Source organism: Pseudomonas sp. S49 (genome assembly GCF_009866785.1).
Taxonomy (GTDB): domain Bacteria; phylum Pseudomonadota; class Gammaproteobacteria; order Pseudomonadales; family Pseudomonadaceae; genus Aquipseudomonas.
Genome location: NZ_CP019432.1, coordinates 2,444,006 through 2,459,339 on the forward strand (window position 1 = coordinate 2,444,006; position 15,334 = coordinate 2,459,339).

The window sequence follows — 15,334 nt, forward strand, 5'->3', positions numbered from 1 at the left end:
TCATGGCATCTGCGGCAACTCCTGCGGCCGCAAGTCGAACACCAACACCTCGGCATCGACACCGTTGCTCAAGGTCAGCAACTGTTCCTCGCGAACCCGCACGCCGTCGCCTTCACGCAGTTGCTGGCCATTGAGTTCGACACTGCCGCGCGCCACATGCACATAGGCATAGCGGTTGGCCGCCAGTTCCAGCGTGGCGCTTTCCTTGCCGTCGAACAGCCCGGCGAAGACCCGTGCATCCTGGCGCACTTTCAGTGAACCGTCGTGGCCGTCCGGCGAAATGATCAATTGCAGACGACCGCGTTTTTTCCCGGCGCTGAAATGTTCCTGTTGATAGCGCGGTTTGGCGCCGCTGACTTCTGGCACGATCCAGATCTGCAGGAAGTGCACCGGTTTGGTCGCCGAATGATTGAACTCGCTGTGCGCCACACCGCTGCCGGCGCTCATCAGTTGCACGTCACCCGGGCGGATAACCGAGCCGGTGCCCAACGTGTCCTTGTGTTCCAGCGCACCTTCCAGCACATAGGAAAAGATCTCCATGTCGCGATGCGGGTGCTGGCCGAAACCTTTACCGGCAGCAACGCGGTCGTCGTTGATCACCAGCAGGTCGGAAAAACCCTGTTCGCGAGGGTCGCGATAGCTGGCGAAGGAAAAAGTGTGAAAGGACTTCAACCAGCCATGATTGGCGAGGCCACGATCGGAGGCTTTGCGAAGGGTCAGCATGATGAAATCTCCTTGCGGGACGTGAATTCGTCCGAGTGAGGAGAAGGTTACTGGTTACTGTTCAGTGCAATAAGTAGATGGAAATTGAAAGACTGTCCTGATCAGGTTGACAGTTGTGCGACGCGCTTCGCATAAACTTTTGCGCCCCGAATGTCGTACTTGTCCATAATGTCTGGCCTGTCTCATGTCTCCTTGATTTAAGTGATGTCTTCCCATGAAAACCGTGGCAATGGTGCTGTTTCCCGACTTTCTCCTGCTCGACATGGCCGGGCCATTGGAGGTTTTTTCGGTTGCCAACCGCTACCTGAAAGCCGAAGCGCATTATCAATTGATCACGCTTGGCACTGAACGTGGCCCGCTGCGGGCATCCAATGGCGTGTTGGTACATGCTGATCGGGCCATTGATGATGCCGATACAGAGCGTTATGACTTGCTGCTGGTGCCGGGAGGCCCCGGTGCCTACAACCAGCAGTTTCCGGCGCTGTTCGCCTGGCTCAAGGGCGCTGTTCAGCGCGTCGATCATTACGGTTCGATCTGCACCGGCGCCTTTGTACTGGGCCATGCCGGATTGCTGGACGGTTATCGGGTGACCACCCACTGGAACTACACCGAACGGCTGATCAAGGGCTTTCCGAGAGCCCATGTCACCACGGATCAGATCTATGTCGAAGATCGCAATCTGATCACCTCGGGCGGTGTCACGGCCGGGATCGATATGGCGCTCGCCGTCATCGCCCGCGATCACGGCAAAAAACTTGCCCAGGATGTGGCCAAAGTCCTGCTGGTGGTGATGAAGCGGCAGGGCGGGCAGGCGCAGTTCAGTCCGCTGATGGCCGCTGTGGCTCCGCAAGAAACACCGATCACCCGCGCGCAAAGCTACGTGCTGGAGCATCTCGACGAAGCGTTCACGGTCGAGCGCATGGCCGCCATCGCCAACATGAGTGCGCGGCACTTTGCACGGGTGTTCGCCCGTGACATCAGCATGACGCCGATGGAGTTTCTGCAAAGTGCGCGCATCGACTGCGCGCGCAATCTGCTGGAAACCAGCGATCTGCCGCTTAAAACCGTGGCTTACAAAAGTGGCTTCGGCAGTGTGCGGCACATGCGTTCGCTGTTCGCTGAAAAGCTCGGCCTGACCCCTGCGCAATACCGCGAACAGTTCAGCTAGAGCGCTTGTGTCCGTCTGGCGCACCCGGATGTCCGTACTGCGCCTCGTGTAGCGGTTGTCGCGTCATCTGAGGCTGCCAAGATAGTTGGCATGGATAGCCTCAACGATTTGAACACGGCGTCGGTGCTGCATTTCGGCCCTTACGCCTTCCACCTGCGGCAACGGCTGATACTCGATGGAGATCGACCCTTGCGCATGGGCGGTCGCGCGCTGGACATTCTGCAAGTGCTGGTCGAGCGTGCCGGTCGAGTGGTCAGAAAGGAGCTATTGATCGCTCTGGTATGGCCAACGTCGGTGGTCGAGGAGATCAACCTGCGCGTGCACATCGCTGCGCTCCGGCGAGCCTTGGGTGACGGCGAAAATGGTCAGCGTTACATCGTTAACGTGCCGCAATGCGGTTACAGTTTTATCGCCCCGGTGCGTTGCGACAGCGCCGCGCAAGTGGCCTTCGAGGGCTTGCAGACACCCCAGCATAATTTGCCGGCTCGACTGACCTCGGTCACCGGTCGTGACTCGCTGGTTGGCGGGTTGGTGCGACAAATGCCGCTGTGTCGGCTGATGACCATCACCGGAGCGCCGGGCGTAGGCAAGTCCACCGTGGCGCTGCGGGTCGCGGAACTGCTTTTGCAGTACTACAGAGACGGTGTGTGGCAAGTAGATCTGAGTTTGATCGACGACGACACGCCGCTGCTCGACCATGTGCTGCGCACCCTGGAGAGTGATTTGACCGGGCTGTCGACCCGCCATGCGTTGCTGCTGCTGGATAACTGTGACCAGCGCCGCGACGCTTGCAGAGCAGCGGTTGAAACGTTGCTCGAAGCTGCGCCTCGTCTGTCGATACTCGCCACCAGTCGTGAGGCCTTGCAGGTCAGTCTGGAAACCCTGCAGCGTGTGCCACCGCTGGCCATCCCGAAACGCTCGGCGACCGATTGCATCACTGAAGCCATGGGCCATTCTGCGGTGCAGTTGTTCGTCAGTCGTGCCCGGGCGCGACAGCATGATTTCAGCCTGCGTGAGCAGGACGTCAAAGTCGTGGTCGAGATCTGTCGGCAACTCGACGGTTTACCGCTGGCAATTGAACTGGCCGCGGCGCAGATCGATGCACTGGCGTTGCTAGGCTTGCAGGCGCAAATGGCCCACGGCCTGCAAGTGCTCAGCCATGGTCGGCGCACTGCTGTGCCCCGGCATCAATCGATGCAAGCGGCATTCGACTGGAGCTATCAGCGCTTGAGTGAGCAGGAACAACGCGTGCTGCGGCGCTTATCGGTGTTCAAACTTACATTTACGCTGGAGGCTGCGTTGGCGGTGATCAGTTGCCCGCAACTGGCGGTGTCGGAGCTTGCCGCGATCATCGAAGGCCTGGCGCAGAAGTCTTGGCTGTCACTGGAACGCGGCGCCAGTACGGGCCGGTACCGGATGCTCAATACCACCCGATGCTATGCCCGCAAGCAACTTGAGCGCAGCGGTGAGGGAGTTGATCTTCAACGCCGGCATGCCCGTTACATCAAGCGGATGCGTCTGGCCTCAGGCGTGCACGCCCTCGCGTAATTCGTCGATCAGCAAGCGCACCTTGCGCAGGTCCGGGGTCGCGTAGCCTTCGGTGAAGCGTTGATAGATCGGAGTGAGCAAATCCAGCGCCTCGCGACAGCGCGACTGGCGCTGCCAGAGTTGCGCCAGTGACGTGGCGCTGCGCAGTTCCCAGGCGAGCGCGCCTTGGGTGCGAGCGATGGCCAGGGATTGTTGCAGGAGTGCTTCGGCCTCCTTGAGGGCCTCTTCGCGAGCAGGCTCGCTCCCACATGGCGTCTGAGTACACCCAAAATCCCTGTGGGAGCGAGCCTGCTCGCGAAGGGGCCCGTCCAGACAACCCGGATCGTCACTCAATAACGCATCTGCCCGAGCCCGCAGAATCTCCGCCGTGCTCCACCCGGCATCACCACTCAACGCCCGCTCAAACAGCGCGTCATCCATAAAGCGGCCATCCAGCGTCACCATGATTTCCCTGATCAGCCCGCTGCTGTCCGTCGGCACCGGTGCCTTGGCTTGCGCGTCAATCACCTGCGCGTAGTGCCGCGCCCAAGTGTTGAACAGCAGCACCGAATGTTTCTGCGACTGCTCGAGCAGCAACTGCAACAGCGCCCGGGCGTTCTGCTGATCGCCGTTGTAATGAGCAATCAGGCAACTCGCCAGCGCGAGGGTGTAGCAAATCGAGGTGCCATGGTCGATCTGAACGGCGATGTCGAGGGCCTGCCGCGCCGTGCGCCAGGCTTGTTCCGGCAGACCTTGCATCCATAAAACCCGTGCCAGCACCGTCAGCGACGCGACGCTCTGGTCGTACTGCACGCCAAAACCGTGAGTGAAACGATTGACATGGCCGCTGTGCGCCATGCGCTGGAGGACCTGTTCGGCGTGAATGCGCGCCTGCAATTGGTCGCCGGCATAATGCAGGGCCAATACGCGCAAGCGGTGGGTACTCAGTGACAACAGCGGGTCGCCGTGCAGGCCGAGGCGGTCGAACTGTTCACTCTGGGCCAGCGCCATGCGGTAGTGCCCGCAACTGAGGTTGACTGCCATGTGCCCGGACACCGCGCGCAACTGCCCGGCAACGTCGTCGTGCTCATTGGCCAACTGGCGAGCTTCGGTGAAAGCTTCGATGGTTTCCGCCGTGCCACCCCACGTGTGATAGCAGGCACTGCCAAGGGCCAGTTTGAGGGCGACTTTCAGGCGCGGGCAGGGTTCGCCGAGTTCATCAAACAGGCTCAGCGCCCGGCGCACATAGGCGCCGTACTCCTTGAGCAGCGACAACTCCTGCCACAAGGGTGCCGACGCCGCCGTCAGCCGAATCCCCAAACCACCAGGGCCGACACCGTTAAGGCTCCAATCCAGCGCTGCGCGCAAATCTTCCAGCCCTCGGGCGTAGCGATCGATCCATAACAATGTCGGCGTGCTTTCCCAATCGTTCTGCGCCTGCTGCATCAACGCCAGACAGCGTTCGGCATGCCGTTCGCGGGTTTCTTCGCATTCGGCAGCGTGATCGAGTTTTTCCAGCGCGTAACGCCGGGTGGTGTCGAGCAAGCGGTAGAACACGTCCTCGTCACCGACCTCGACGGCGAGCAGGGATTTGGCCACCAGTTGCGTGATCGACACAAACACCACACCGGGGTCGATCTGTTGGCCGACGATAACGGCCGCCGCGGATTCCAGGGTGAACCCCCCGCGAAACACACCCAAACGGCGCAGGCAGGTTTGCTCGCAAGGGGCGAGCAGATTGAAACTCCAGTCCAGCGTGGCGCGCAGAGTGAGGTGGCGCTCCAGACTGGTTTGATTGCCCGCTGCCAGCGGCGGCAAACGGCCCTGCAATTGGCTCAGCAGACCGTCCAGTCCGAGTTCGGCGACCTGCGCGGCCGCCAGTTCCAATGCCAGTGGAATGCCGTCGAGCCGATGGCAGATCTCGATTGCCTGCGGCAACTGGCTATCGCTCAGTTCGAAGCTTTCCTGCGCGGCCGTCGCTCGTTCGACGAACAATTGCAGCGCCGAAAAATTCAACGTTCGCTCACGATCCAGCGTCGTTGTCATCGGCGGGTATTCGAGGGAGTCCAGACGCTGCACGTATTCGCCTTCAGCCCGCAGACTTTCGCGGCTGGTGGCGAGGATATGCACGTGCGGCGCCCCGCGCAGAATGCTTTCACTGAGCGCCGCAACGGCATCAATCAAATGTTCGCAGTTGTCGAGCAGCAACAGCATCTGCCGCTGTTGCAGGCCCTTGACCAGCGCTGTCTGCGGGTCGCCTTCGAGAAGTGCCAGATCAAGCAGGGCGGCCAGGTGTGAACAGATCAGCCGGGGATCGCTCAGCGGTGCCAGATCCACCAGACGAATGCCGTCGCGATAGTGCCCGATCAATTGCTCGGCTACCCGCAGGGCCACGGTGGTCTTGCCGATCCCGCCGGGGCCGACCAGAGTGATGCAGCGTTGGCGCGGCAACTGCGTCATCAAGCTGTCGACCAGCGGTTGGCGGCCAATCATCCGCGTGCGCCGCAAGGGCAAATTGTGCCGACCGCCAACATCGCCCACAGGACGCTCCTCCATGGATTCCAGCAACACCGGCGCGACAAAACTGTAACCGCGTTGCGCCACGGTGATGATGTAGCGCTGGCCGGCCTGACCGTCACCGAGCGCCTTGCGCAGCGCTGCCATGTGCACACGCAGGTTGATGTCTTCAACGACACTGTCAGGCCAGACCCCGGCCATCAATTGCTGCTTGCTCACCACTTCGCCGGCGTGGGCCAGCAGAATCAGGAGAATGTCCATCGCCCGTCGGCCCAGGCGTAACGGCTGCTCGCCTTCGAGCACCCGCCGTTGTCCGGGATGAATCCGATAGGGGCCAAAACCGAGGGCCTGATTCGGCGAAAGACTCAACAGCTCACTCCTGCGGTGCAGCGACGGACAGAGCGGAGTAGTGCCGGGCGCGTGCGCAGGCCTTCTATTCCGGGGTGTCCCGGCATAATCCTCAGGTTTGAGCGTCAGTGCAACGGGGGCCGCGATCAAAACACGGCGGGCTGTGAACGGTGAGTCTTGGGTTCACGCATGATCTGGCAGCGCCAGGCAAACGGATTGATGCCTTCGCTGCGGGTGAACATATGGCAAAAATGCGCCTGATCGCAGAATCCGCATTCCAGGCTGATTTGCGTCAGGCTCAGGTCAGTGTGCTGGATCAGCAGCTTGGCCCGCGCCAGGCGCTGGGTACGAATCCAGTCCTGCGGCGACAATCCGGTGCTGCATTTGAAGGCGCGGGAAAAATGGCTGCGCGACAGCGAACAGGCGCGGGCCAGTTCGGTTACTTCCAGGCTTTCGCCGAGGCGTTCGAGGATCAATTGTTTGACGTGGCGTTCGCGCTGCGGGCTGAGCCCGCCGATCGCGGTCTTGCGCGGTTCGCTGGCTGGGGCGAGGGCGACGCTGTGCTGTAAATGAGCCATGGCCAAAGTCCGTGTCGATGGGGAATGCACGGTCGGCGCATCCCCTCAGATCAAAAAACAACGCTGCGCAGAGGGCTTCATTGTTGGGCGAGGGCGGGGGGCTGACGAGTTAATCGTTGTTAATTTCGCGCTGTAGCGGCGATCACAGGCCGGTTGATCGCGTAAAGTGCGCAGCACTGGCGTCTGACTGGCTAAAAGGAATCCGTGCCCATGAACCGTAATGATCTGCGTCGCGTCGACATGAACCTGCTGGTGATTTTCGAAGCGCTGATGTTCGAAAAGAACCTGACCCGCGTCGCCGAAAAGCTGTTCATGGGGCAACCGGCTGTTAGCGCTGCGTTGGGGCGTTTGCGCGATCTGTTCGACGATCCGTTACTGCTGCGTAACGGTCGCGGCATGGAGCCGACCGCGCGGGCACTGGCGATTCTCAAAGAGCTGCAACCGGCGATGGATGTGATTTCCGGTGCGGTCAGTCGGGCCAAGGAGTTCGAACCGGCGAGCAGTTGCGAGGTGTTTCGCATCGGTTTGTCGGACGACGCCGAGTTCGGTCTGTTTCCACCGTTGCTGCGTCAGCTTCAGCAAGAGGCGCCGGGGATTGTCGTGGTGGTACGCCGCGCCAATTACTTGTTGATGCCGGCACTGTTGGCCTCTGGAGAAATCTCCGTCGGTGTCAGTTACACCACGGAGTTGCCGGCCAACGCCAAGCGCAAAAAACTGCGCGACATTCCCTGCAAGGTTCTGCGCGGCGACGACCGTCCGGGGCCGCTGACGCTCGACGAATACTGCGAGCGCCCGCATGCGATGGTGTCGTTCTCCGGCGACTTGAGCGGCAACATCGACATGGACCTGGCCAAGGTCGGACGCAGCCGCCGCGTCGTTCTCGGCGTGCCGCAATTCAGCGGCTTGCGCGCCTTGCTGGCCGGCACCGAGATGATCGCCACCGTGCCGGATTACGCCGCCTGCGCGTTGGTTGAAGGTTGTGCCTTGCGTGCCGAAGATCCGCCATTCCCGATTGAGGCAGCGCAATTGTCGATGGCGTGGAGCGGGGTGCATGACAACGATCCGGCGGAGAAATGGTTGCGCGCGCGGATCAGCCAGTTCATGGCGGCGCCGCTGGATATTCCAGCGGTTTAAATCCCTGCGCATATCTCACAAACAACACCAATCCCCTGTAGGAGTGAGCCTGCTCGCGATGGCGTCGTGTCAGCCAAAATCTATGTCAGTGGAATACCACTATCGAGAGCAGGCTCACTCCTACAGGGATCGGGTGTGAACCTCGAGCTGTCGGTGGGTTAAACATCGCCGTTTAAGCAACACCCTCAGACACTCTTTCAGGCTACGCAACCTTGCGCCTTTGCCTACAGCTACGCCAGAATCCGCCGGCTTGTGCGCTTGTGGTCCGGTCTCTATCGTTTGGTGGTCGCTGAAAACTCAGCGATCGGGTTTAGCGACTCGGACCAAAAAAAGTGCATCAGCGCTCCATGCTTCGTTGCAGGCTATCGTCTGCACTTCGCTATGGCGGCTGTATGCGGGAGACCTTCGGGTCTACCGGGTTGCCTTTTTACCGGTTCGCTAACCTGCATACGGTCGCCACCCATCCTGTTTAGCGACAGGACGTGGTGATCCCGGTTCTAAAAAGGAGATTCACCATGTTCAAAGTCACACCCAACCCGCCCGACATCGACCCCACATCCCCCTACGAATCCATCGATTCCCGAAAACTCCACGAAGCCGCCGACCGCGCGCTCGACCATTACCTCCTTCCACCCGGCTCCACGCCACCGCCACGCAGAACCCGTGGTATGTACGCGGTAACTGCCGACACCAAAAATGAAGAACTGCTGACTGACGCCAGCGAAACACTCGCCTCGGCCAAGACCATTGCCCAGGACGTCGCCCACCTGTTGCCCGCGCCGCAGCGCCGGGCGTTGTTGGGGATTGCGCAGTTGATCATGCTCGGTGAGCTGGCGGTGAACCGGGTGCTGGATAACCTCGAGCCACCGGCCTAAGCACACCCCCTGTGGGAGCGAGCTTGCTCGCGAAAGCGGTGTTTCATTCAAAACATTTGTTGACTGCCCCGACGCCTTCGCGAGCAGGCTCGCTCCCACATTGGCTCGGTGCGATCCATAGATTTTCGGTGGTTTAAACATCGATGTTTAAGCAACACCCACAGACACTCTTTCAGGCTACGCAACCTTGCGCCTTTGCCTACAGCTACGCCAGAATCCGCCGGCTTGTGCGCTTGTGGTCGGGTCTTTATCGTTTGGTGGTCGCTGAATAGTTCAGCGATCGGGTTTAGCGACCCGAATTGGATACAGGCGCACAGTGCACCCTACGTCTTTGCAGATTGTCTTATTGCAATTGATGTTATGGCGGCTGCGCGCGGGAGGCCTTCGGGTCTGCCGGGTTCCTGTTCCTCCCGGTTCGCTAACCTGCGTGCAGCTGCCACCATTATTTGTTTAGCGACAGGTCATGGTGGTTAACCTAGGACAGGAGATTCACCATGTTCAAAGTCACACCCAACCCGCCCGACATCGACCCCACATCCCCCTACGAATCCATCGATTCCCGAAAACTCCACGAAGCCGCCGACCGCGCCCTCGACCACTACCTCCTGCCACCCGGCTCCACGCCACCTCCACGCAGAACTCGCGGCATGTACGCGGTAACTGCCGACACCAAAGCCGAGGAACTGCTGACTGACGCCAGCGAAACACTCGCCTCGGCCAAGACCATCGCCCAGGACGTCGCCCATCTGTTGCCCGCACCGCAGCGCCGGGCGTTGTTGGGAATTGCGCAGTTGATCATGCTCGGTGAGCTGGCAGTGAATCGGGTGCTGGATAACCTCGAACCACCGGCCTAAGCACACCCCCTGTGGGAGCGAGCCTGCTCGCGAAAGCGGTGTGTCATTCAAAGTATTTATAACTGACCCGACGCCTTCGCGAGCAGGCTCGCTCCCACAGTGTTCTGCGGTGTTTCAAAAATCCTGGCACGCCGTGGAACTGAGCACACCCATCCAATTTCCTCCCACCCAACCCCGGCATGATTCACCCAATAATTATTCACGGGTGAGTCCATGCACGTTTCTCAACGGGATGAACAGGCACGCGACATCGGTTTGCTGTTCCTGCGGGTCAGCGGCGGATTGTTTCTGCTGTGGGTCCACGGCTTGCCCAAGCTGCTGGATTTCACCGCGCAACTGCAACTGATCGAAGACCCGTTCCACCTCGGTTCTCACCTCACCTTGATCCTGGCGATCTTCGCCGAAGTCCTCTGTCCACTACTGATCGTCGCCGGGTTACTGGCGCGATTGGCCTGCGTGCCTATTCTCTTTGTGCTGCTGGTGGCGTTGCTGGTCGTGCATCCGCAATGGAGTGTGGCCGAAGGGCAGTTCGGCTGGTTGCTGCTGATCCTGTTTACCACCGTGTTGATCGCCGGGCCGGGACGGCTGGCGATTTCTGTTCGTTTGCCCGGAGTGTTGCGTTATGCCTGAAGTCCTCAATCCACAGTCACCGGGGGCCGATGAGACGGTCACATTGATCATCAAGCACCGGGTCAAGGCCGGTTTCGAGTCGGCATATGAAGCCTGGCTGCGCAATATCGTCCGTGTAGCGGGGCAGCGTGAGGGGCATTTGGGTGTGGACGTGGTGCGCGGCAAGCGCGGGCGTCTCGATTTTTACACTTGCGTGCTGCGTTTCAGCTCCACTGAAGCGATGCAGGGGTGGCTGGAGTCGTCGCAGCGTCAGGCGCTGGTCGCCGAAGCCGCGCCGATGCTGGCTGATGGCGATCAGACTGAAGTCGCGCCGATCAAGGAATTCTGGTTTACACCACTGGCCGATGCCGCTTCGCCGCCGCCGCGCTGGAAGCAGGCTGTGGTCACGCTGCTGGTGATTCTGCCGCACACCTTGCTCGTGCCGTTGATCTGGGGGCCGTTGCTGGCGTTGCATCCGCTTCTTTCCAACTACGTGGTCGCCACGTTCCTGATCACCCTGACCATCGTTCTGTCGGTGGTGTACGTGGTGATGCCGCCGGTCACCCGTTTGTTTACGCCGTGGCTCGAAGCCAGCCAGGCCCATGAACACCTCGATTCCCAAGAAACCTCGCCACGCTGAGCGCGCGGGGTTCGCTCCTTTTCACTTTGCTTGAGGAACTGCGATGAGCGCCGATCTGATTTTATTCAATGGCCAGTTTCACACCGTTGACCGCACCAAACCGCTGGCCAGTGCCGTGGCGATCACTGACGGCCGCTTCGTCGTCGTCGGCAACGACAACCAGGCCATGGCCCTGCGCGGGCCGAACACGCAAGTGGTCGATATGCACGGCCGCTGCGTCATCCCCGGCCTCAACGACTCGCACTTGCACCTGATCCGTGGCGGTTTGAACTACAACCTCGAACTGCGCTGGGAAGGCGTGCCGTCGCTGGCCGACGCGCTGCGCATGCTCAAGGATCAGGCTGACCGCACGCCGACCCCGCAATGGGTGCGCGTGGTCGGTGGCTGGAACGAATTCCAGTTCGCTGAAAAACGCATGCCAACCCTCGAAGAAATCAACCAGGCCGCACCGGACACCCCGGTGTTCATCCTGCATTTGTACGACCGCGCGCTGCTCAACCGCGCCGCGCTGCGCGTGGCCGGTTACACCCGCGACACGCCAAACCCGCCGGGTGGCGAGATCGTCCGCGACAGCAACGGCAACCCGACCGGCATGCTGGTTGCGCGACCGAACGCGATGATCCTCTACTCGACGCTGGCCAAGGGGCCGAAGCTGCCGCTGGAATATCAGGTGAACTCGACCCGTCAGTTCATGCGCGAACTCAATCGCCTCGGCCTGACCAGTGCGATCGATGCCGGCGGCGGTTTCCAGAACTACCCGGACGATTATCAGGTGATCGAACAACTGGCCAAAGACGACCAGTTGACCGTGCGCATCGCCTACAACCTGTTCACCCAGAAGCCGAAAGAAGAGCTGAGCGATTTCCAGAACTGGACCGGCAGCGTCAAGTTGCATCAGGGCGACGACTTCCTGCGTCACAACGGCGCCGGCGAAATGCTGGTGTTCTCGGCAGCGGATTTCGAAGACTTCCTCGAACCGCGCCCGGACCTGCCGCAAACCATGGAAGAAGAGCTGGAGCCGGTGGTGCGCCACTTGGTCGAGCAACGCTGGCCGTTCCGTTTGCACGCGACTTACAACGAATCGATCAGCCGCATGCTCGACGTGTTCGAGAAGGTCAATCGCGACATTCCGTTCAACGGCTTGCCGTGGTTCTTCGACCACGCCGAAACCATCACCCCGCAAAACATCGAGCGGGTGAAAGCGCTGGGCGGCGGCATCGCGATTCAGGATCGCATGGCGTTCCAGGGTGAGTACTTTGTCGACCGCTACGGCAAGCAAGCCGCCGAGGCCACACCGCCAATCAAGCGCATGCTCGCCGAAGGCGTACCGGTCGGCGCCGGCACCGATGCGACGCGGGTGTCCAGCTACAACCCGTGGACTTCGCTGTACTGGATGGTCAGCGGTCGCACCGTCGGTGGTCTGGCGCTGTACGAAGAAGGTCTGCCGCGCACCACCGCACTGGAACTGTTCACTCATGGTAGTGCCTGGTTCTCCTCTGAGCAGGGCAAGAAGGGCCAGATCAAGGTCGGGCAACTGGCGGATCTGGCGGCGCTGAGCGCGGACTTCTTCCATGTCGAGGAAGAAACGATCAAGTGGATCGAATCGGTCATGACTGTGGTCGGCGGCAAGATTGTTTATGCCGCTGGCGACTTCGAAGACCTCGGCCCGCGTTCGATTCCAGTACTGCCGGACTGGTCGCCGGTGGTGAAAGTCCCTGGCCACTGGCGCCCGAACTCGCCATTGCAGGCGCAGGTGCACCAGTGCAGCGGGCCGTGCGCGGTGCACACCCACAGCCATGAAAAGGCGCGGATGTCGAATGCGCCGGTCAGCGACTTCGCCGGCTTCTGGGGCGCGTTTGGCTGTTCCTGCTTCGCTTTCTGATTTCCCCTAAAGCGCTGGCCATCCGGTCGGCGCTTCACGCTTCATCCATCCGTCCATCAGGAGTTTCCCCATGAGCGTTCCTTACACACGTCTGAACAAAGATGACGCGGTTGTACTGCTGGTCGATCACCAGACCGGCCTGATCTCGCTGGTCCAGGATTTCACTCCAAACGAATTCAAGAACAACGTGCTGGCGCTGGGCGACATCGCCAAGTTCTTCAAACTGCCGACCATCCTGACCACCAGTTTTGACGCAGGTCCCAACGGCCCGATCGTGCCTGAATTGCGCGAGCAGTTTCCGGATGCGCCGTTCATTCAGCGCCCGGGGCAGATCAATGCCTGGGACAACGAAGATTTCGTTAAAGCAATCAAGGCTACCGGGCGCAAGCAACTGATCATTGCGGGTGTGGTGACTGACGTTTGCGTGGCGTTCCCGACCTTGTCGGCTATTGCTGAAGGTTATGAAGTGTTTGTGGTGACTGACTCGTCGGGCACTTTCAACACCACCGTGCAGCAGGCGGCGTGGGCGCGGATGTCGGCTGCGGGTGCACACTTGCTGAACTGGTTCTCGGTGGCGTGCGAACTGCAGGGTGACTGGCGCAATGATATGGAAGGTCTGGCGCATCTGTTGTCGGAGCGTCTGCCTAACTACCGCAACCTGATCAACAGCTATACCAAGTTCACTGCCAAGTAATTCGGTGTGAGTTTGAAAAGCCCCTCACCCTAGCCCTCTCCCAGAGGGAGAGGGGACTGACCGAGGGGATCTTTCGAGGTACGCCGACGTGCGATACCGAGCCGAACTTCAGTTTTGAACAGCTTGAAGATCGGCTCCCTTTCCCTTCGAGGTCTTGGGGAGAGGGGCTGACCGAGGGGGTTCTTTCGGGATACACCGACCTGGGGAAATCGAGCCGAACTCTGGACTTGAAGCACACGGAGATCGGCTCCCTTTCCCCCTCGCCCCCTTGGGGGAGAGGGCTGGGGTGAGGGGGAGGCTTTTGATCTTGATCTTGCCGCTTCAACGCTTCTGCAACCAACCCAAAAACCCACCTTTCCTCACCGCCACCGGTTTGGCCATCAACGCGAGGCGACTGTTCTGCTGACGCACCGCCTGCAACTTGTTCAACGCCCGACCCACCTCCGTGCGCTGTTCCATGCACTGACGAGTGAGGTTCTTGTCGAGACGATAAATGATGCTCGAGGTCAACGCCGTGAACGTCGCCTGCGACGGCGTATCGGCCAGAATGCTCTGTTCACCCATGACCTCACTCGGCCCCATCCGCCCGGCCTCGACCTTGCTGTCACCGTCCGCCACGGTCGCACTGACCACCCCGGTGGCAATCACAAACAGACTGTCCGGCACCTCATCCAGATCCAGCACCACTTGGCCCGCCGTGTACTGCTGCGCGACCATCGATTCCGCCAGCCGATCACGCTCTTCACTGCTCAGCGAGCGGAAGATTTTCACCTCATCGAGCAACGCGCGGGCGCGGGTCGAGGGTTCGATCACGCCATCCGGATGCCGCGAAATCCCTGCCGCTTCCAAATGACGGTGGGCGAGGTCGAACAGTTGATTGCGCACTTCGCTTTTTTTGCCCAGCTCTGCGATGAAGCCGCTGGCGACGTATTCCGACATGGTTTCGCCGGCCTCTTTCAACACGGCTTTTGGCGCTGGCGTCAGCAACAGCGAACTGCTGCCCTGCAAGGTGCGATCAAGCGCATCGAGTACCCGACGCGGGCGGATGTGATTCGGCACCTGAATGCTGATCGACACGCCGTGCATGTTGTTCGGGCGGCTGAGGTTGACGATTTTCGCCTTGGCCGCCACCGAGTTTGGCACCACGGCCATGGTCCCGGCGCTGGTCAGCAGGTGCGTGGCGCGCCAATCGATGTCGAAGACCTTGCCTTCGACGCCGTCGATCACCACGAAATCATCCACCTGATAGGGCTTTGTGGTGTTGAGCACAATCCCGGAAAACACATCGGCCAAGGTGCTTTGCAGCGCCAGACCGACAACGATGGCCACCACACCGGACGTCGCCAGCAAGCCCTTTACCGGCAGCTCCAGCACGTAACCGGCTGCGGCGACAGTAGCGACCAGAAACACCAGTGCGCCGATCACGTCCTGCAGCAAGCGACCGCTGTGACCGATACGGCGCATCAGCGCCAGCCCGATCACTTCGGTCAACACCCGCGCAGCGTACAGCCACCAGAGAATCCCCAATGCCGTTGCGCCCAGTTGTGCGACCCGGTCATCGACGAACACCGGCGCTTGCAACGGACTGACACCGGCGTTGATCACCAGCGCGGTGAACGCCAGAAACAGCGCCAGCCGCACACCCACTTTCGGCGCACGATGCGTGAAGGGCGTGAAGTGCCAGAGCATGGCGTCGAGCAGCAGCAGGGCGGCGCTCCAGGACAGCAGGTGGGTGTAGAAAAATGTCATGACCTTGGCTCCGCGGTGTCTGCAAGTGAAAAGATC

Annotated in this window: 13 protein-coding genes; 9 read left to right on the top strand and 4 right to left on the bottom strand. The window is 60.6% G+C overall.

The genetic code is table 11. From position 1 onward, the window contains the following. The gene (locus PspS49_RS10840) at positions 1–723 is read right to left on the bottom strand and encodes a pirin family protein (RefSeq protein ID WP_127926633.1); all 723 of its coding nucleotides are present in this window, start codon (positions 721–723) and stop codon (positions 1–3) included. A 214-nt stretch (positions 724–937) separates the two neighbouring features. Here PspS49_RS10840 and PspS49_RS10845 point away from each other — a divergent pair, with 214 nt between their 5' ends. Together PspS49_RS10845 and PspS49_RS10850 are read left to right on the top strand one after the other, a co-directional pair. Continuing rightward, a complete protein-coding gene (locus PspS49_RS10845) occupies positions 938–1,891 on the top strand; it encodes a GlxA family transcriptional regulator (RefSeq protein ID WP_127926634.1) in 954 nt (317 codons plus the stop codon). 90 nt (positions 1,892–1,981) lie between these two features. Beyond that, positions 1,982–3,439 (top strand): winged helix-turn-helix domain-containing protein, encoded by a 1,458-nt coding sequence (locus PspS49_RS10850; RefSeq protein WP_160039205.1) that lies wholly within the window; start codon positions 1,982–1,984, stop codon positions 3,437–3,439. Here the strand turns inward: PspS49_RS10850 and PspS49_RS10855 are convergent. Continuing rightward, positions 3,416–6,304: a winged helix-turn-helix domain-containing protein gene (locus tag PspS49_RS10855; RefSeq protein ID WP_160039207.1), complete on the bottom strand. Its 2,889-nt coding sequence runs from the start codon at positions 6,302–6,304 to the stop codon at positions 3,416–3,418. The two genes, PspS49_RS10850 and PspS49_RS10855, sit on opposite strands and share 24 nt — an antisense overlap. A 125-nt stretch (positions 6,305–6,429) precedes the next feature. Next, positions 6,430–6,861, bottom strand: a complete 432-nt coding sequence (locus PspS49_RS10860) for an AraC family transcriptional regulator (protein WP_127926637.1) — start codon at positions 6,859–6,861, stop codon at positions 6,430–6,432. Between the two features lie 210 nt (positions 6,862–7,071). Here PspS49_RS10860 and PspS49_RS10865 point away from each other — a divergent pair, with 210 nt between their 5' ends. From PspS49_RS10865 to ycaC, 7 genes are all read left to right on the top strand, one after another. Then, positions 7,072–7,995 (top strand): LysR family transcriptional regulator, encoded by a 924-nt coding sequence (locus tag PspS49_RS10865; RefSeq protein WP_160039208.1) that lies wholly within the window; start codon positions 7,072–7,074, stop codon positions 7,993–7,995. Positions 7,996–8,510: 515 nt separating this feature from the next. Continuing rightward, a complete protein-coding gene (locus PspS49_RS10870; RefSeq protein ID WP_095120147.1) occupies positions 8,511–8,870 on the top strand; it encodes a DUF6124 family protein in 360 nt (119 codons plus the stop codon). A 494-nt stretch (positions 8,871–9,364) separates the two neighbouring features. Continuing rightward, on the top strand, positions 9,365–9,724 hold the full coding sequence (locus PspS49_RS10875; protein WP_016987821.1) for a DUF6124 family protein: 360 nt from the start codon (positions 9,365–9,367) through the stop codon (positions 9,722–9,724). 213 nt (positions 9,725–9,937) lie between these two features. Further along, entirely contained in the window at positions 9,938–10,354 is a 417-nt protein-coding gene (locus PspS49_RS10880; RefSeq protein ID WP_095120148.1) for a DoxX family protein, read from the top strand. Further along, complete coding sequence (locus tag PspS49_RS10885; protein ID WP_127926641.1) at positions 10,347–10,973, top strand: antibiotic biosynthesis monooxygenase; 627 nt, start codon at positions 10,347–10,349, stop codon at positions 10,971–10,973. The genes PspS49_RS10880 and PspS49_RS10885 overlap by 8 nt, the downstream gene beginning before the upstream one ends. A gap of 43 nt (positions 10,974–11,016) precedes the next feature. Continuing rightward, a complete protein-coding gene (locus PspS49_RS10890; RefSeq protein WP_160039209.1) occupies positions 11,017–12,855 on the top strand; it encodes an amidohydrolase in 1,839 nt (612 codons plus the stop codon). A 70-nt stretch (positions 12,856–12,925) separates the two neighbouring features. Then, positions 12,926–13,549, top strand: coding sequence for an isochorismate family cysteine hydrolase YcaC (gene ycaC, locus PspS49_RS10895; protein ID WP_007913541.1), 624 nt, complete (start codon positions 12,926–12,928; stop codon positions 13,547–13,549). Positions 13,550–13,870: 321 nt separating this feature from the next. Here the strand turns inward: ycaC and PspS49_RS10900 are convergent, their stop codons facing one another. Next, positions 13,871–15,298 (bottom strand): mechanosensitive ion channel family protein, encoded by a 1,428-nt coding sequence (locus PspS49_RS10900; protein WP_160039210.1) that lies wholly within the window; start codon positions 15,296–15,298, stop codon positions 13,871–13,873. Between the last annotated feature and the right edge of the window lie 36 nt (positions 15,299–15,334).